The organism is Novosphingobium profundi, assembly GCF_020524485.1.
GTDB lineage: Bacteria > Pseudomonadota > Alphaproteobacteria > Sphingomonadales > Sphingomonadaceae > Novosphingobium > Novosphingobium profundi_A.
In genome coordinates this window covers 203,288-221,189 of record NZ_JAIVLF010000006.1, presented here as the reverse complement: position 1 = coordinate 221,189, position 17,902 = coordinate 203,288, and the positions used below count along the sequence as shown (strand labels likewise).

At 66.2% G+C, this 17,902-nt stretch carries 10 protein-coding genes; 3 read left to right on the top strand and 7 right to left on the bottom strand.

Annotated elements, in window-relative coordinates; all coding sequences use genetic code 11:
* Position 1: 1 nt before the first annotated feature.
* Together LC060_RS17455 and LC060_RS17450 are read left to right on the top strand one after the other, a co-directional pair.
* The gene (locus LC060_RS17455; RefSeq protein ID WP_226637863.1) at positions 2–319 is read left to right on the top strand and encodes a DUF3088 family protein; all 318 of its coding nucleotides are present in this window, start codon (positions 2–4) and stop codon (positions 317–319) included.
* Positions 316–2,154: an acetyl/propionyl/methylcrotonyl-CoA carboxylase subunit alpha gene (locus LC060_RS17450; protein ID WP_226637861.1), complete on the top strand. Its 1,839-nt coding sequence runs from the start codon at positions 316–318 to the stop codon at positions 2,152–2,154. Before LC060_RS17455 ends, LC060_RS17450 begins: the two co-directional genes overlap by 4 nt.
* A 233-nt stretch (positions 2,155–2,387) precedes the next feature.
* Here the strand turns inward: LC060_RS17450 and add are convergent, their stop codons facing one another.
* From add to LC060_RS17430, 4 genes are all read right to left on the bottom strand, one after another.
* Positions 2,388–3,515, bottom strand: a complete 1,128-nt coding sequence (gene add, locus LC060_RS17445) for an adenosine deaminase (protein WP_226637860.1) — start codon at positions 3,513–3,515, stop codon at positions 2,388–2,390.
* A gap of 32 nt (positions 3,516–3,547) precedes the next feature.
* Positions 3,548–4,864 carry an NCS2 family permease gene (locus LC060_RS17440; RefSeq protein ID WP_226637858.1) on the bottom strand — a complete coding sequence of 439 codons (1,317 nt, stop codon included), beginning with the start codon at positions 4,862–4,864 and terminating at the stop codon, positions 3,548–3,550.
* The gene (locus LC060_RS17435; protein ID WP_226637856.1) at positions 4,861–5,991 is read right to left on the bottom strand and encodes a nucleoside hydrolase; all 1,131 of its coding nucleotides are present in this window, start codon (positions 5,989–5,991) and stop codon (positions 4,861–4,863) included. Before LC060_RS17435 ends, LC060_RS17440 begins: the two co-directional genes overlap by 4 nt.
* 96 nt (positions 5,992–6,087) lie before the next feature.
* The gene (locus tag LC060_RS17430; RefSeq protein ID WP_226637855.1) at positions 6,088–9,033 is read right to left on the bottom strand and encodes a TonB-dependent receptor; all 2,946 of its coding nucleotides are present in this window, start codon (positions 9,031–9,033) and stop codon (positions 6,088–6,090) included.
* Between the two features lie 243 nt (positions 9,034–9,276).
* Here LC060_RS17430 and LC060_RS17425 point away from each other — a divergent pair, with 243 nt between their 5' ends.
* Positions 9,277–10,233, top strand: coding sequence for a LysR family transcriptional regulator (locus LC060_RS17425; RefSeq protein ID WP_226637853.1), 957 nt, complete (start codon positions 9,277–9,279; stop codon positions 10,231–10,233).
* Positions 10,234–10,392: 159 nt separating this feature from the next.
* Here the strand turns inward: LC060_RS17425 and LC060_RS17420 are convergent, their stop codons facing one another.
* Genes LC060_RS17420 through LC060_RS17410 form a run of 3 tightly spaced genes read right to left on the bottom strand, consistent with a single transcriptional unit; the run spans position 10,393 to position 17,822 of the window.
* Entirely contained in the window at positions 10,393–11,775 is a 1,383-nt protein-coding gene (locus tag LC060_RS17420) for an McrC family protein (RefSeq protein WP_226637851.1), read from the bottom strand.
* The gene (locus LC060_RS21080; RefSeq protein WP_226637850.1) at positions 11,772–14,432 is read right to left on the bottom strand and encodes an AAA family ATPase; all 2,661 of its coding nucleotides are present in this window, start codon (positions 14,430–14,432) and stop codon (positions 11,772–11,774) included. Before LC060_RS21080 ends, LC060_RS17420 begins: the two co-directional genes overlap by 4 nt.
* Positions 14,433–17,822, bottom strand: a complete 3,390-nt coding sequence (locus LC060_RS17410; RefSeq protein WP_226637848.1) for a TM0106 family RecB-like putative nuclease — start codon at positions 17,820–17,822, stop codon at positions 14,433–14,435.
* Positions 17,823–17,902 lie beyond the last annotated feature (80 nt).

Genomic DNA, 17,902 nt, shown 5'->3' with positions numbered 1-17,902 from the left:
GATGACGATTTCCAAGGACATTCTCTACGTACTCGACACCGATTGGGCCGACCCGGCGCTGGGCGGTGTGCGGCGCTTCTACTGCAAGGATTGCGTGACGGTGGAGGGGCTGCTCGCCCTCTTTCCCGAGCGCGCGGCCGGGATCGAAGTGGTGCGCGTGCCCTGGCCGCGCCCGCGTCAGGCCGTGATCGACCGGCTGGGCGAGGCGCACCAGGACCTTCCCGCGCTGGCCTTTGCCGAGGGCGGCTTTGCAGGCGATGTCGAAAGCGTGCTCGCCGCGCTCCACACCCGCCATGGCTTTCCGGAGCGCCATCCGTGATCGGCGCGCTCCTTATCGCCAACCGGGGCGAGATCGCCTGCCGCATCATCCGCACCGCGCACCGCATGGGGATCCGCACCATCGCGGTCCATTCCGATGCGGATGCTGAGGCGCTCCATGTCCAGATGGCCGACGCGGCGGTGGCGATCGGTCCCGCGCTTGCCAGCGAAAGTTACCTGCGCGCGGACAAGATCCTCGCGGCGGCACAGGCTGCGGGCGCGGATGCGATCCATCCGGGCTACGGCTTCCTGTCCGAGAACGCGGACTTTGCGCAAGGCGTCCTCGATGCCGGGCTGACCTGGGTGGGCCCGTCCCCCGCCTCGATCCGCGCGATGGGCCTGAAAGATGCGGCCAAGGCGCTGATGGAAAAGGCCGGTGTGCCGGTGACGCCGGGCTATCTGGGCGAAGACCAGTCGCCCGAGCGGCTGGCCCGCGAAGCCGAGGGCATCGGCTATCCGGTGCTGATCAAGGCGGTTGCGGGCGGCGGCGGCAAGGGGATGCGGCTGGTCGAGGACGCGCAGGGCTTCGCCGACGCGCTCGCCTCGTGCCAGCGCGAGGCGCGTTCCAGCTTTGGGAACGACCGCGTCCTGATCGAGAAGTACATCGCAACCCCGCGCCATATCGAAGTGCAGGTCTTCGGCGATACGCTCGGGTCCGTCGTCCACCTCTTCGAGCGCGACTGCTCGCTCCAGCGCCGCCACCAGAAGGTGATCGAGGAAGCGCCCGCGCCGGGCATGGACCCGGCCACGCGCGAGGCGCTGTGCGCCGCCGCCGTGCGCGCGGCCAAGGCGGTCGACTATGTGGGCGCGGGAACCATCGAGTTCATCGCCGATGGCTCGGGCCCGCTCGATGCCGAGAAGATCTGGTTCATGGAAATGAACACGCGCCTCCAGGTCGAGCATCCCGTGACCGAAGAGATCACCGGGGTTGACCTTGTCGAATGGCAGCTGCGCGTGGCGAGCGGGGAACCGCTCCCCGCCGCCCAGGAGGACCTCTCCATCTCGGGCTGGGCGATGGAGGCACGCCTTTACGCCGAGGACCCCGCGCGCGGGTTCCTGCCCAGCACCGGGCGGCTGGAAATGCTCGAATTCGGGGACGCTCCGGGCGGGCGGATCGAAACCGGGGTCGAGGCTGGCGATACGGTCTCACCGCATTACGATCCGATGATCGCCAAACTGGTCGCGCATGGCGACACGCGCGAGGAAGCGCGCGAGAGGCTGTGCGACATGCTGGCCGAAAGCGCGGTCTGGCCGGTGAAATGCAACGCGCCCTTCCTTGTGCGCGCTCTTGAACATCCCGAGTTCGTGGCGGGCACGGTCGATACCGGCCTGATCGGGCGCGACGGTGAAGAGATGGCGCAGCCCTCAGCGCCCTCGGCCGAGACGCTGGAAGCCGCCGCGCGCGCGCTTGTCCCGGCCGATCCGCTGCTGGGCTTCCGGCTCAACGCCGCGCCCCGGCGCACCGCGCGCTTTCTGTTGGATGGCGAGCCATGCGAAATCGCCTTCGAAGGCGGGAGCGAAGACCCCGTCGAGGCCGTCCTGCTCGCCGAACGGGGCGAGGCCTGGCAGCTGACCCACTGGCGGCGCGATGGCGCGCACGGCGCCAGCGCAGGCTCGGGCGCGATCCTGGCGCCGATGCCCGGGCGGATCATCGCGGTGGCTGTTAGCCAGGGTGATGAGGTCGTGCGCGGGCAGAAGCTCGTGACGCTCGAAGCGATGAAGATGGAGCACACCCTCGTCGCGCCGTTCGATGGCGTGGTGGGCGAACTTGCCGTGCGTGAGGGGCAGCAGGTTGCGCTGGAGGCGGCGCTGGCGCGGATTGATGAGGTGGAGTGAGTAGAAAAGAGAGAATCCGAGGGCCATCGCCCTCGGGCTCCCCGAACTGTCGAGCGCAGCTGTCTCCTGCCGCGTTGGTGGAGATGGGAGAGGTCGGCATCGCAAATATTGAGGGTCGAAGCCCTTCTAAAATTATCTGAAACCTACCTCACGTTCCACCCGCTGCGCAGGCCGCGAAAGCTGAGGCCGCCGAGTCCGGGGTCAAGGGGCGATGGCCCCTTGAAAACCTCTCTTTAACCTTGAAGCGCCTGCGCCAGCAAAGTGTCGAACTCCCCAGGCCAGGTCGCACTCCACTGCGCGCGCAGATCCTCGCTCGCCCACGAGCCTTCGATCCCGTTCAGCATCATTGCGCGCAGCTGGGACAGTTCGAGGCCGAGGTGGCTGTAGAGCAGCTGCCAGGCACCCGCGGGCGTGACCTGGTGGAGCGTGGGATCGTCGGAATTGGGGTGCAGTTTCAGGCCCATCTCGGCCATGCGGCGGATTGGGTGGTCGAGTGCCCAGCGCTCGTGGTCGAGCGTGCGCAGGTAGTAGGAATTGGTCGGCACGATGGTGAAGACGAGGCCGCGCGCGGCGTAGTCCTGCGCCAGTTCGGGGTTGTCGATGATGGTGTAGCCGTGGTCGACGCGGTCAACGCCAATGGTATCGACGGCCATCGCGACATTGGTCCAGGGCATGCCGAATTCGCCCGCGTGGGCGGTGGTGCGCAGGCCGTGTTCCTTGGCGAGTGCGTAGGCCTTCGCGAACATCTCGGGCGGACGGTTGTCCTCGCGGTAGTCGATGCCGATGCCCACGACCTTGGGGTGGGGGTGGGCGATCATCTCTTCGACCATGAACACGGCTTCCTCGGCCGGGGCCTCGCGGTCGATCGAGGGGATGAGCAGCGAGGAAATGCCAAAGTCCGCCTCGGCCTGCTCCATGCCTTCGAGGATACCCGCGACGGCCTTGGCGTAGGGCAGGCGTCCGTCGCGGATGGTGGCGGTGGGGTTCCAGAAGAACTCGGCGTGGCGCACGCTCTCACGCGCGGCGTCCTCGAGGTACTCGTAAGTGATGCGGCGCAGGTCCTCGGGCGTCATCAGGAGGTAGTCCTCCAGTGCGCGCAGCACGCGCAGCACGCCGACCGGGCGCTCGCCTCGGGTATAGAAGGCCTCGATCTCGGCGCGTTCGAGCGGGGCCTCGTACTTCGCGACGAGGTCGAGGAAGGTCTCCTTGCGCACGGTGCCAAGCAGGTGGCAGTGCAGCTCGACCTTGGGCATCGCCACGAAGAAGGCGCGCAAGGCCGCATCGACGTCGCGCCCGATCGGGGACGCGGGGACGCAGCCGATCGCGAGTGGGGCGACCGAGGGGGAGGGGGTCTCAGGCATGGGTTATTCCCGGTATGCGGCGCAGGCCTGCGTCAGTGAAGCGTGGCTGCGGTGTAGAAGTAGTAGCCGAGCGGAAGGCTGAGGACGAAGAGGCCGACAGGGATCTGCCGCCAGCGCCCCGCCAGCACCTCGACGAGGACGTGGACGAGCAGGCCTCCGGCGATGCCGGTGCCAAAGCTGTTGGAAATGAGCGTGAGCAGCATCATCGCGATGGGCGCGAAGAGCGAGATCGTGTCCTCGCCCGGGGCCTGGCGGATGGTGCCCATCATGGCGATGCCGATGAGGATCAGCGCGGGCGCGGTGGCCTCGCGCGGGATCGCCATCGCAAGCGGCATGGCAAGCAGCGTGGCGGCGAACAGGACGGCGGCGACCATCGGGGTCATGCCGGTGCGCCCGCCCGCCTCGACGCCCGCGGCCGATTCGACGAGCGCGGTGCCGCCCGGAACGCCGACGAGCGGACCGAGCGTGGCGGCGAGCGAATCGATCAGGAACGGGCGCTCGATCTGCGGGAGGTTGCCTTCCTTGTCGGTGAGGCCCGCCTTGCCGCCGATGGCGAGCGTGGTGCCCAGCGTCGAGAAGAATTCCGAGGCGAAGAAGGTGAACATGTAGGGCAGCGCAACGAGGCTGATCGCGCCCAGCATGTCGACCTTGCCGGTGACCGGCGCGGGCGACTGGGGCAGCGAGAACACGCCGTCGAAGCGGGTGAGGCCCAGCGGCACGCCGACCAGCGCGGCAACGACGATGCCCGCCAGCACGGCGCCCGGCACACGGCGGGCCTGGAGCGCGATGGCGACGGCGAGGCCAATGAGCGCGCAGACAGGGCCGGGCTGGCCGAAGTCACCGAGTTTGAGCGCATGGCGCGCGACGTCGACCGAGACGAGGCCCGCGTCGCGGCAGCCGAGCATGGCGATGAACAGGCCGATTGAGGCCCCCAGCCCCAGCTTGATCTGCGGGGGGATGATGCGCACGACCATGCCGCGCGCGCCGGTCAGCGTCAGGACCACGAAGGCGATCCCTGAAAAGGCGGCAATGCCAAGGCCGGTCTGCCAGGGCACGCCCTCGATCTGGGCGAGCGTGATGCCCAGGATCGCCGAGCCGCCGATGCCCGGCCCCACGATGAAGGGCAGGTTGGCGTAGAAGGCCATGGCAAGGCTGCCGATGGCCATGACGAGGATGACGCCTGCGGTCACCGCCGCGCGGTCCATCCCGCCGCTCGAAAGCAGCGAGGGAATGACGACGATGAGATAGGCCGCCGCGAGGAACGTGGTGAGCCCGGCAAGCGTCTCGCGTGCGGGCGTGGTGCCGCGTTCGCTCAGCGCAAAGCGGCGTTCGAGGAAGCCTGCGATCACTGCTGCGCCTGCGCGATGAAGTCCTTGAGGAAGCGTTCCTCATCGATGCCCAGGATCAGGTGGACGGGGCGCTCGCCGGCATTGGGGGCCATGTCGTCCTTCCACACCTGCGGCTCGCCGTAGTGCATGCCGGGCATGGTATCGACGTCCATGCGCACGACCAGTTCCTCGGTGACGAGCGAGCGGTCGATGGCGACGGCAACGGTGATCTCGTCCCACAGCGGCTGGCCGAGGCGCGCGTAGGTCTCGAAGTAGGTCGCGACCGGGGTTCCGGCCTTGCCGATGCGCTTGGCAACTTCGGGCGTGACCTTCACTTTGGAACTGACGTTGCCGACCAGCGTGATGCGCTTCCACGGCGCGGTGAGCACGATGTGCGCGGCCTCGGGGTCGAACAGGAAATTGAAGTCGGTCGAATAGTCGGTGTTGCCGGTCGCCCGCCCGATGGCGGTGTCCAGCTTGCCCGGTTCGATCACGATCTCCCTGGCCAGCGTCGCGATGTCCGGTGCGACACGAAGGGCCAGCGCGATGTTGGTGAGGGGGCCGGCCGAGACGATCGTGATCTCACCGGGGTGCTGGCGCACGGCCGACACGAGCGCGTCGACCGCGCCCGTGTCGGCGACCGCGACGCTGGGCATGCCCTCGGGCATGGGGGGGACCAGGTCGGGGTCTTCCGGGTGGTACGTGCGACCCGGACGGGGCGTGCTCCACGCCCCCTTGAAGGGAATGCGCCCGTAGCGCGCTTCCCAGTTGGCCATTTCCGCCTGTGTGCGCAGCAGGGGCATCTTCGCGCCGGGATGAACCGGCACGTCGGTGCGCCCAGCGATCTCCAGGAAGCGCAGGAGGTGCTGCGTCTCCTCGGTCATCCAGGCATCGCCCGTCACTACGCCCACGCCCATGAGGTCCACCCGGGGATCGCGCAGGAGCGGGATCATCGACTGGATATTGCTCTGGCCGGGGCCAAGGAAGTCGTTGTCGAAGAAGATCCGGACCTTGCCGCCCTGCAGTGCCTCTGTGGGGGCAGAGGCGGGCGCGGCCGTGGGGGCGGCGGCGTCCTTTGCCAGCGCCGGGACCGTGGGGGCGATCGCCAGCGCCATGGCGGCAAGGAGGGAGGAGAGGATCTTCGTCATGTCACGCGTTTCCCTGGACAGGAGCGGAAAAGTGGCCCCCCGGACGCGCCGGATGGGGGGAAGGGGGACGCGTCCGGGAAGTTCAGGTTGCCAGCCTCAGAACTTGGCCGTGACGCTGGCGAAAAGATAGCGGCCAAGTGCATCGTACATGCCCGCGAAGAAGGCGCCGTTCGAGGTCTGCCCGCTGGTGCTGGCGGTGAGCGGCGGATCGCGGTCGAACACGTTGTTGACGCCCAGGCGCAGCGTGTAGCTGTCCTCGATGAAGAAGCTGGCGGCGAAATCGATGTAGTCCATCGCCTTCAGCTTGCCGTCGTAGGGCTGGTAGCTGCCCGAGAGGAAATCGGCATCGCTCGCGCGGTCGTTGCGGGTCGAGCCGATGTGGCGCCAGGTGGTGGCGAGCTTCACGTTGCCATCGGGCGCGGTCCAGTCGAACTGGGCGCGGTGGCGCCAGGTCGGGATCGGCTGGCCGCAGGTTGCGCCGAAGTAGCCGTCGCAGCCGTAGGGCTGGGTGCCCGGCACGATCTCGACTTCGTACGTGTTGGTGCGCGTGCCCGAGAAGGTGACCGAGACGAGACCCAGGTCCGCGCCGAGGAGGTCGTAGAGGTCCTGGCGGGCCGAGGCGGAGACGTCGATGCCGGTGGTCTTGAGGTAGCCCGCGTTGACATTGGTGGTCAGCACGTAGCCGCTCGTCACCAGCGAGCCGGTGGCCGGGTTGCGCTCGATCTGGTCGCAGAAGGTCCCCGCCTCGATGCACTGGCTGAGCGTGATCGTGGCCGGGATCGTGGTGATCAGGTCATCGACCTTGATGTCGAAGTAGTCCGCGGTCAGCGTCACGCCGGGCAGGAACGAGGGCGTGAGCTGGATGCCGAAGGTCTTGGTGTTCGACTTTTCCGGGCTGAGGTCGGGGTTGCCGCCGACAAGGGCGCCCGAAAGCTGGCCTGCCGCCGGAGCGATCGAGCCGTACTGCGCCGCCGTCACGCCCGAAGCCGCACAGGCCTCGAAGGTGGCGACCGGGTTGGTGCCCTCGCACGGGTCGGAGAGGCGCGCGGTGCTCACGCGCTGGGGACCGTAGAGCTCGACCAGGTTGGGCGCGCGCACGGCGTGCTGGAAGCTGGCGCGCAGGCGCACGTCGTTGACGGGCATCCACTCCGCCCCGGCCTTCCAGGCGACGGTGTCGCCCGCGGTCGAGTAGTTGGAGTAGCGGATGCCGCCTTCGAGCGCGAGGCTTTCGAGGAAGGGGCGGTTCTCGGCCAGCGGCACGCGGATCTCGCCGTAGACTTCCTTGACGTCGAACGAGCCCGAGATCGGGTATTCGCCGCCCGAGTTGCCCGCGACATCGCGGCTGGAATAGTGCGTGTCGGGGGTGAAGCCGATGCGCTCCTTGCGGTATTCCGCGCCGAAGGCGACGCTGATCGGGTTCGCGGCGAGGGGCAGGGTGAGCCCGAGGTCGCCGGTGACCGAGCCGCTGACGATGCTCTCTTCGGTAAAGCCGGTGCGAGTGAAGGTACCCTGCACGTAGCCCAGCGCTTCCTCGGTCACGCCGGTGGGCGCGAAGATGTTGAGCGGAACGCAGGCCGGGTCCGAGCCCTCGCACACGATCTCGCCATTGGCACCGGGCACGGCGCGCAGCGCGTTGGCAAAGCGCGCGAGCGAGATGTCGCCGGTGAGGCGCGAGGAGTAGTTGGTGCGGCCGTACTGGGCGTAGGCGTCATAGGTCCAGCCCGGCGCGAACTCGCCGCGAAGGCCGCCCACCGCGCGGTAGGAGGTGTGGTTGGTGTAGTCGTGGCGCGAGCCGCCCGGCGCGTTGCGCATCGAGACGTTGACGGTGGCATCGTCCTGCGGACCCAGGCCTACCGAGTTGCACATCAGGTCCTGCTGCTGGGCCGAGAGGTACGGGTTGGAGCAGTTGATGCTGTGCGCGACGGTGAAGATGCCGGTGGGCGAGAGGCGGATGTCCGCCTTGTCGCGCATGTACATGAACTCGCCATAGACCTCGACTGCGGGCGAGATCTCGAAGTGGCCCATGATGTCGGCGTTGATGCGCTCGTCGGGGGCCTGCAGGTCGTAGGTGTTGCCGTTGTTGAAGCCGTCCGAGCTCTGGTAGGGGCGGAAGCCCTCGCCGCCCAGCGTGTAGCTGCCGCGCGTGGTGCCCGTCGCCGGGTCGGTCAGCTGGAACTGCGCCGGGTAGGTCGTGGACGAGAGCGAGCAGGCGTAGCCGGTCGCGTTGGCGCGCAGGTTGCAGGTCGCAAAGTCGCGCGAATCGGTGCCCACGCCGTTGATCTTGCGGTAGTTGACGAAGGCGGTGATGTTGCCGCGCCCGTCGGCAAAGTTGGTGCCCGCGGTCAGCGCGAGGCTGGTCTGGAAGCCGTCGACCGTGCTGCCGGTGGGCACGCGCTGGCCCGCCGCTTCGGCGACCGAGGCAATCGAGTTGCCGTTGTCGTGCTGGAAGACGCCGGTGCTGCCGTCGAATTGCAGGCCCTCGAAGTTCTGCTTGAGCTGGAAGTTGACGACACCGGCCAGCGCGTCCGAGCCGTAGACCGCCGAGGCGCCGCCGGTGACAACGTCGATGCTCTCGACCAGGGCTGCGGGGACGTTGTTGATGTCGGCGGCCTGCGCGGCCGAGCGGGCGGGATCGCCCTGCATCAGGCGGCGGCCGTTGATGAGGACGAGCGTGCGCTGGTTGCCGAGGTTGCGCAGGTTGATCGTCGCGGTGCCGCTGGCACCCACGGTGCCGCCGCGGTTGCCGCCGCCCTGGTCGGCGTAGACCTGGGGCAGGGTGTTGAGGAGGTCCTCAAGACGCGTTGCGCCGCGCTCGGAGATGTCCTCGGCGCCAACGGTCGAGATCGGGCTGACGCTGGTCGCGTTGGGCGAACGGATGCGCGAGCCGGTAACGACGATCGCCTCCGAAGCGCCCTCGGCCGGCGCGGCGGCCAGGTCCTGCGCGGCGCCGGCGGCGGGCACGAGCGCCAGGAAGGTGGCGCTGAGAAGTGCGCTGCGACGGCGCGCGAAGATGGACCCAACGGTGTTGGCAACAGACGACATGACTGACCCCCTGGAAAGAACTTCGGACCCCTTGCGGGATCTCCCGTGCCACCCGCATCCCATGGCAGACCCGGCATGGGGGATGGAACGGGCCGCCGGAACCCTCATTTTTTCGCACCGGCGGTCTGGATGGGGCGGACCCTATGGTGGCCCGGTTATCAGGGGAAACTGTTTATATTTATCATTCTATAAATCCGTATTATAGGAAGGGCGGTCCCGCGCAGAACGGAAGTCACCCCCGCCATGTCCACACCCGCCGTGCCGCCCTCGGGGCCTGTGCCTAACTCCCCGCCGCACATGCCGATTTCGATACGGCAACTGCGCTTTTTCGTGGCCTTGAGCCAGACCGGCAACTTCAGCCGGGCGGCCGAGGCGATGGCGGTTTCGCAGCCGGCGCTCAGTGCTTCTATCCGACAGGTGGAGACGATTCTCGGTGTACGGCTGTTCGAGCGCACGACTCACCGGGTGAATCTGACCGAGGCGGGCGAGGCCCTGCTGCCTCACGCCTGGCGCCTCCTGACGACGGCGGACAACGCCTTCCAGGACATGAACGACACGCTGCGCCGCCGCACGACGACGGTGCGGATCGGGACGATGCCGTCGGCGCTCCCGGCGCTGGCGCAGTTCGTCGCCGGGCTCGACCAGGATGCGCGCGCGATCAGCGTCGACATCACCGATGGCACCAGCGACACGCTCATCACCGGGCTCCAGCGCGGCGCCCTCGACATGGCGATCTGCGCGACCACGCTGATCGAGGAGGGTCTCGCTGGCACCCCCCTGATCGAGGACGAGATGGCCCTCGTGCTCGGCGCCGAGCATCCCCTTGCCGCGCGTGGCAGCGTAACCTGGGCGGAACTTGCCGGGCTTGAAGTGGTCCATTTCCGCTCTGGCAGCATCGGCGAGATCAGCACGGCGGCGATGCGCGAGGCCAACATCGTCCATTCGCGCCACTACCGTGTCGATCACATGGAATCGCTGTTCGGCCTTGTCGCCAGCGGCCTTGCGGTCGGGGTCATGCCGCGCCTCTACGTGCGCGGCTACGACCCTGCGCGCCTGGCCGTCGTCGCGCTGACGGGCCCCATCGTGCGCCGCCGTCTGATCTTTCTCCACCGGGATCGCCTTGCCGAGGAACACCCCGAAGCCGCCGCTCTCGCCCGCGATCTCGTCAAGGCGCTTCCGGCTGCCCTTCAGGCCAGCTGACCGCGCACCAGGGCCCTTGGGTGCACGAACGCCAGATGGCTGGCGCCGGCCGGATTGGGCGAGGGCATATCATCGGGCAACACGTCGAGGATCATCGCGTGCTTGGCGATGAAGGAATGAAGGCTGGCTGTCGCGCGTAGGCGTGGGGCCAATCCGCTTTCAGGCCGCAGAATGCAGCGGCGAACGCTGAGGCGGATCGAGGGTCGGCACGATGAGATCGCGCAAGGCGTTTGCGATCGTGCGGGGGGATCCCGCCATGTCCACGGCGCCGATTGAAAGTGTCTTCCCGCCATCGGGGTGCAGGCTGAACGTGCGGAGCGTCCTGCTGCCACGGCCCGGCCGCGCGGGATAGAGCAGCATGAGCTGGTCGCAGCGGTGAACATGGGCATAGGCCATCATCTGGTAGACGTCGCCCTGGCTGACGCCGCCCTTGCCGGACAGCACGGCCGCCTCGCCATGGGCATCCGGCTCCTGCTGCCCCCAATGCCCATGCGCAAGGTGATCGGCGTCGAGCGGCTTCCACTTGGTGTCGATGATGGCCACGGTTCGGGCGCCTTTGCGGATGACGATGTCGGGGCGCATCTGGAAGAAATTGCGGCCGTTCTCGTGCAGGCAGTATTGGCTCTGATCCTGGGCGCGCACATCATAGCCCTGTTCGCCAAGGCTGTGCCGCAGCAGGTTCGCCACGGCCTTTTCGAACAGATCGTTCATCGGGAAGAGCAGCGAATGACCTTGCGGTCCCGCTGCGTGATGCGCCGTCGCCTGCCAGTCCTGGCCAAGCAGCATGCGCGCCAGCTTCAACAGGCTTTCCCAGCGCCTGTTCGAGCGGTCGATGGTGATGTCCTGCCAGGGCAGGCGGCCAGGCGCCAGCAGGGTCACATCGTCGAACGCGAAGCGCAGCTCGTCGAGCAGACGCGCCGTTGACAGCGTGCGGGTGCGTTTGCGCAAGGTCACGATGGTGCAGGCCATCACCTGCATCAGCGGGATGTCGCTGTCGAACTCGTCATAGCGGCATGACAAACGATCAGGACGCACGGCATTGACGGTGAACTGGCGCGTCACGTCGAGCCGTCCGCGCAGCGCGCGCAGGTCATCTTCGCGTGCGAGATAGTGGCGCGGCAGCCCTTGTCGGACCTGCGCTGCAAGGCGCCTGGCGAAGATACGGATGAACAGGTCCAGCAGGCTCTGGGCGTCGCGCGCCATGGCCGCCGCTTCGCCTTCGGCCAGCTTCAGATCGAGCGCGAGATCGATCAGGGAGACGAGCCGCGCGCGCACGGTAGGTGCATCTTCTGCAGGGCTCGTCGGATCGATCTTGGGCAGGATTTCCAGGCTGATCCCCGGCGCGGAGAGCACGCCCACCATCTGTGCGCATTTCACATGATCGTGATAGTGCGTGAGGATGGCGTGCCCGTCCTTGCCGCCGAGCGGATGGGCTTTGGCGGCACGCTCCAACGCGAGGGCTTCGCTGCGCGAGAGCACGTTCTCTTCGCCCTCTTTCGCAACCTTTATCCGACCCCATTCGGGGCGAGAGACGTGTCTCATGCCTCTTCGTCGAGTTCGTCTGCAGGGCCCTCGTCCGACACTTCTACACGTCCCGCGATCAGCGTCGTGTAGGCATCCTCGGCAAAGTCATCACGCACCCGCCAACGGGTCCGTGCTTCGCTCATGGTGAAGGACTGGAGCTTCTCCAGCCCACGCGGGGCCCTGAGCGGCCTTCCCTCCACGAAGCCGGTGCCCAGGACGGCGGCGATCATGCCCCAGTCCTCGAAGAAGAACTCCTGCAGGAGCGGGATGATCTTCTCGCGCATCACGCCATCGACGTCTTTGCGCGTGGTGCAGCCGATGAAGAAGGCATGGCCGATGCGATGTTCGCGATCGAGCAGATACTCGATCCGCTCGTTGATTGCGGTGAGCACCTTGCCGAGCGCGATGCCGGTTGCGCGCTCGGCCTCCTGAAAAGCCGCCACAGTCACATCGGGCGCCAGTTCGCGGAACGTGAAACGCCGCCGCAGCGCGGTATCGAGCCGCGCGATCGAACGGTCGGCCGTGTTCATCGTGCCGATGATGTGGAGGTTGGCAGGCACGCCGAATTCGCGCCGGGAATAGGGCAGCGTAACGGTAAGCGCATTGGTCATGCCAAGCCGCTTGTCCGGCTCCAGCAACGTGATCAGTTCGCCGAAAACCTTGGAGACATTCGCCCGGTTGATCTCGTCGATGATGAGGACGAATTGGGGAATGTTTGCAGGGCCTGCGGCCTGCGCGCTCTCGGGTGCCGGCTCAATGTCGAATTCCTGGGGGTCAGAAACATTCGAAAGAAGTGTCTGCAGTGCACCGCGTTTGAGGAACTCTTCGCGAAGACGATAGCACGAGCGCTGCGTGAAGGGACGGGAATAGACCGTGTCCACGGCTATCGGGTCGTCGAAAACCTTCAGCCAGCGTACCGGTCTCTGATTGGTATATTCCGCAGCGGGTGCGAAGGAATAGTCTCCGGTCACTTCGGCGATGGCCCGGATTTGCGTATTCCCGGCGGAGATCAGAACCAGATCCCCCACTTTCATGCTGACCCGGAAGCGGTATGTCTGGCTGATGTTGCCATCATTTCCGTTGGTGCCGGGATGATCCTGGTTCCAGCGAGCGTGAATGGCCTCGTAGGTATCGTGATCCGTCCAGTCGATGCCGCCGCCCCAGCCCAGTGATATGACGCCCGTTTCCAGTGCGTCCTCGTAAATATGCTCCTCGATCCCGGCTCTGCCGAGCGACATCTTGAAGACCTGGCGTTGCCCTACGTCGAGGCGGACCGGCTTCGATCCGCTTGCGGCCTTGTCCGGGAGACCTGCGGCTTCTTCGGCCAGACGTGCGATCTTGCGGAAAATTCCGGCGGCAGGGACGAGTTGAAACCCTCCGGACGATGAGGAGTCCTCACCTTCGCTCGATTTCGTGTCGGGCCGCAGGCCTTCAACGAAGTCCTCGTATGCCATGGACTGGTGAAAGGTGAGGAAGGCGATCCGGTTCTCCTTCTGGAGTCTACGGTAGAGCGCCATGAGCTCGTCGCGATCTTCCGGTACGTTTTCATCGCATAGGCGCACGGCTTCCTGCGCAGTTGCGTAAGTCTTGCCGGTTCCGGGCGGGCCGTAGAGGATGAGGTTGGTGGGCGTGCTCACGTAAGACCCTTCTGGTGTGGTGTCTGTGACGATCTCATCGGCCCTGAATTCATCGGGCCAGTAGCCCGCCCGGGGCGGATCGACGGGAAGTCTTGCAGAGATTTCGGAAGATCGGCTCTGGAGGGCAGAGCATAGCTGCGAGACGGCATCACTCGTGAAGGGAACCTGCCGTTCCTCGATCAGACGTACCGCGTTGTTTTTCTGGTTGAGGTTGACCGCGGCCTCCTGGGCGCGAAGGTATCCGATAACGGCATGGGCCCGCGCTGCGCCCTTGTCCCGGCGGCCAAAGCGCACCGGCGTGTGGTCGATATTGACGAACCACCAGTCGAGACCGGCCTGATGTACGGCTATTGCGATTCGAACAAATTCTTGCTTCTGATTCTCCGTCCAGTTGGAAATTGCTTCGTTAAAATAAGAGTTTACCCGAAAATGTTGGAGAATAGCAGCTTCTCCGATGCCTCCACTAAGATCGAATATAAAATGCGTGGCAGGGCTGTCTTTTGCTCCAATTCGTTCTGGTGGAGGTAGGTCGGCCATATTCAAGAATTTTTTATTTGTCAGGGATTGGAAAACATTCCGCCAATTTTTTTTTAAGGCGAGCGCGTCATTGACGGTGCCTACATGTACTTTGACGCTTGCCTCGTCTCGCTCGCGTGCTGGTTCAATGTAATGCTCTAAAACGTGGAGCCGAATCCGGTCGGCATTTCCCTCGCCGTGCTCTTCGCCGGACAAGAATGCGCCATAGCGTTTCAACCAACTCTGCCAGTAAGATAGCCGCCGGTCAGCGGCCTTCGATTCAGGGAGAAGAATTCGGGAATAGTCCCCACCCTGTCGTGCATTCTCCCTTAGTTCGCCAAGCTTCTGAATCAGCGACACGAACCGGTCGGCTGTATAAGCCTCCTCGAGATCCGCGAACGTAAAGCCTAACCTCGAGAGATTTTGCTCAATCTTTCGCAGCGCGTGGATTCGGACGTTTAAAGCCTTGGTCGATTCAGCGCCACCGTCTGTCAGCCACTCTTTGAACTCGATTTCCCGCACTTACATCCCTTCCTCCGCCACATGGGCGAGCGTGTTGACGAGCCTCAGGTGCTCCACCGATTTCGCGTCGAGTTCGAGGAGGCGCGGGTTGGCGAGAACCAGCGCCAGCGTCCGTGCGCGGCTGATGGCGACGTTGAGGCGGTTTTTCGAGTAGAAGAAGTCGACGTGGCGGGGCAGGTCGTCGGGTGAGGAGGTCGTCAGGCTGACGATCACCACTTCGGCTTCCTGGCCCTGGAACTTGTCGACCGTACCTATCTGGGCGGCTTCGGGCAGGGCCTCCCGGAGGGCGTTCACCTGCATGTTGTAGGGCGCGACGATCAGGATGTTGGCCCAGGCGATGCGGCCTGGCTTGCCCGCGCGGTCGATGAAGGGCGTGCCGATCAGCTCTGCGCACAGCTCCTTTACGCGCAGAGCCTCGGCATCGCTGCGCTGGCCGCAGTCCTTGTGGTCCTGTTCGAGGAACCGGATGCCGTGGGGGGCAAGCGCGGGGTCGTGGCCGTCCTTCAGCTGCAGCGTCTGGTTGGCGCAGGCGGACAGGGGCCTCAGGCGTCCGTCATAGACCGCGCCCGAGATGAAGTCGCAGATCTCGGGGTGCATGCGCCAGGAGGTGTCGAGCAGGATGCCGCGATCGGGCGCGACGGTGGCTTCGCCCTCGAGCAGGTAGTCGAGCGCGGAAAGCCCGCTCTCTCCGGGATGCGCGCCCTGGATGGGCTGGCCCAGCTGCATCTGGTCGCCCACCAGCACGATGTTGCGGGCCGAGGCGCCCATGGCGAGGAGGTGGCCGAGCGAGACCTGCCCCGCCTCGTCGACGAACAGATAGTCGAGGGTCTGGTCCATGTCTTCGCTCGCGAAGAGCCAGGCCGTCCCGCCGACCAGATCGGGGTGATAGTCGATCACGTCCTTGTTGGTATAGACGTCGGTGATGATCGTGCCGCCAAGTTCGCTGTCCGGACTGGTTTTGCTGGCTTTCTTCACGCCCGAGAAGGTCTGGCCGGTTTCCAGCGCCACCTCCTCCACCTTGGCGAGCAGGTTGTTGATCGCCTTGTGGCTGTTGGAGGAAACCCCCACGCGCTTGCCGGCCGCAATCAGCGCGAGGATGGCGTGCGCGCTGGTGTAGGTCTTGCCGGTGCCGGGAGGCCCTTGCACGAAGAGCGCGCTGTCATCGAGCGCAAGGCAGCGCAGCGCGGTGGCCTCGACCAGCGTTTCGCCTTCGCGGACCATGGGGCCACCTGACCAGTCGTGCAGGCGCGGGGGCGTGCGCGCGATCAGGTCGAGGAGAGCGGTGTAGCGCGTTTCGCCCGAGGCCCAGGCCCCGGCCACGCGCTTGACCGCGTCGCGCAGGGCGCTGGTGTTGATCGGCGCGCCCGGGATCAGTGAGCCGACCTCAGGGAACGCTTCACCGGCTTTGAGCTTGCGCTTGAGAGTGAGAACGCCGCGCCGGGTATCGATTTCCTGGATTGCGCCAAGCGGCACGAGGGTGGGTGCGTGGAGCACCTGCGTGCCCTTGCGCATCTTGGTGTCCTGCGGTGGGAAGCTGTAGCGCGCCACGGTGTTCTGCTTCTCTTTCCACTGCCACTGGTCTTCGTGTTCGGGCGAGGGGAAGGGGCGGATTGCGCCGATGCATTCGCCATCCTCGACCAGATCGTCAGGATCGGCTTCGGCCCGATCGAACATCGACCAGTACGCGGGTTTGTCGGCGCGGCGGTGGAACTGGGTGAGGTGGGCGACGAGTTCGCGGCCTTCCATGCTCGGCGGCAAGGGACCGGCGTGGATGGCCGCGATGAGCGCTTCGGCGGCGGCCTGGGCTTCCAGAGCGGCTTCGCTCTGTTCGGCCTCCATCGCCTTGGCAGGTCCCACGCTGCGCCAGGGCAGATCGTCCGGGCGCAGGGAGATCAGCCAGTCGCGCAGGGCCTCGGTGTTCTCGCAGTCGACCTTGTTGTAGGCGAGAATGTCGTCGAGGATGGCCTGATCGCCGCCATTCGCGCCGCCGGTGTCCTGCCAGTTCTTGTATTCGATGATCGAGTCGGCCGCATTGGCCACGTTTTCCCCGCGTTTTGGCGCAAAGAACGTCTCCATGGTCTTGAGCGAGAGGTTGGGCTCGCTGGTGCGGATCGACTGGCGCAGCACGCCATACAAATCGACCAGACGCCGCTCGCGCAGCAGCTTGTCCACCGCGTCCTCGCGACTGGCGTGGAGCGTGGACAGGCGGCGCAGCGCGGTCACTTCGTACGGCGCGTAGTGATAGATATGCGCGCCCGGATTTGCGGCGAGATGCGCGACCATCCAGTCGACCGTGCTTTCGAAGGCGAGGCGCTCTGCCACATGGTCATGCCCCCAGCGGAAGCGGAATTCGGGCCGGGTGTCCTCGCGATAGTGAATGCCCCAGAGGTACTCGAGGCCGCCCTGGGTGAGTGGATCGCCTTCCAGATCGAAGAACAGATCGGCCGGATCGGGCGGGGGAAGCTGGGTGAAGCCGCGCCCGTCCTCCACGGGGAGGCGGACGACCCGGGCCTCTGCGCCTTCGCGGCGTTCACGCTGCAGGATCGCCTGTTCGCGCAGCTTGGCAAAGGTCTCGCGTGCCATGCGCGGCACGCGATGGTCGGGATCGGCGGCGGCCAATTGGGCCAGGGTGGTGATGCCGTCGGCTTCGAGTTTCAGGCGCTGGGGCGTGCCAAGGCCAGCGACGAAGGAGAGGTGATCAGCCTCCTGCCACACCGCATCGCAATGCTCGCGCCAGCCGCACAGCGAACAGGCCGAGCAGGGCTCGGGGGTGGAGCCGGCCGCTCCTGTCTCGATGAAGTCCAGGTAGCGCGCCTGTGCCGCCTCGAGCGTGTAGGCGAATTCGGCCAGGCGAAAGCTCTCGGTTTCGCCTGAGCCGAGCGCGACATGGACGCGCCGGGGCACCATGCCCTGCACCCGCGCCATCATCTGCGCATAGAGGCCCAGCTGCACGATGTAGGAGGGCTTCACCGAGCGGGCGAGCTTGGTATCGACGGGCTCGTACGACCAGGCACCAAGCTCGGAGGGTGTCTCCACCCGGATCAGGAAATCGGCAAAGCCATGCCAGGGCGGATCGTAGAATGTGGCCTGAAAGATGGCCGGTGCGCCCGCGCGCATGGCCTTTGCCGTGGCTGCGGCGCGCGCCTCGAGCGTGCCGGTGGTGGCAATCTCGACCAGCCCGCCACCGGCCTCCAGACGGGCCCGGTAGGCATCCTCGTGATCGAGGCCCTGCTGCTGCACGCGCTTGGCCAGTTCATCGTCTTCGGCTCGTTCCGGGAGAGCTTCAGGGTCGCGCAGGCGCAAAAGATCGAGCGCGCTCGCGTGGCGGCAGGCCAGGAAGCGGACAAGGTCCGAAGGCGAATGCAGAAGCGTGTCGGAATAGGTACGCAAGGTCTTGAACAAACCTCCTGAATACGAAGACGGTGAGGTGCGGCCTTGTGGGGTTCTGGCGTCGGCCTAGGTCAGACGCC

Coding starts and splice junctions, on each gene's coding strand:
- LC060_RS17420 (WP_226637851.1), bottom strand. CDS start 11,775: ATGAGACACGTCTCTCGCCCCGAATGGGGTCGGATAAAGGTTGCGAAA.
- LC060_RS17425 (WP_226637853.1), top strand. CDS start 9,277: ATGTCCACACCCGCCGTGCCGCCCTCGGGGCCTGTGCCTAACTCCCCG.
- LC060_RS17435 (WP_226637856.1), bottom strand. CDS start 5,991: ATGACGAAGATCCTCTCCTCCCTCCTTGCCGCCATGGCGCTGGCGATC.
- LC060_RS17430 (WP_226637855.1), bottom strand. CDS start 9,033: ATGTCGTCTGTTGCCAACACCGTTGGGTCCATCTTCGCGCGCCGTCGC.
- add (WP_226637860.1), bottom strand. CDS start 3,515: ATGCCTGAGACCCCCTCCCCCTCGGTCGCCCCACTCGCGATCGGCTGC.
- LC060_RS17455 (WP_226637863.1), top strand. CDS start 2: ATGACGATTTCCAAGGACATTCTCTACGTACTCGACACCGATTGGGCC.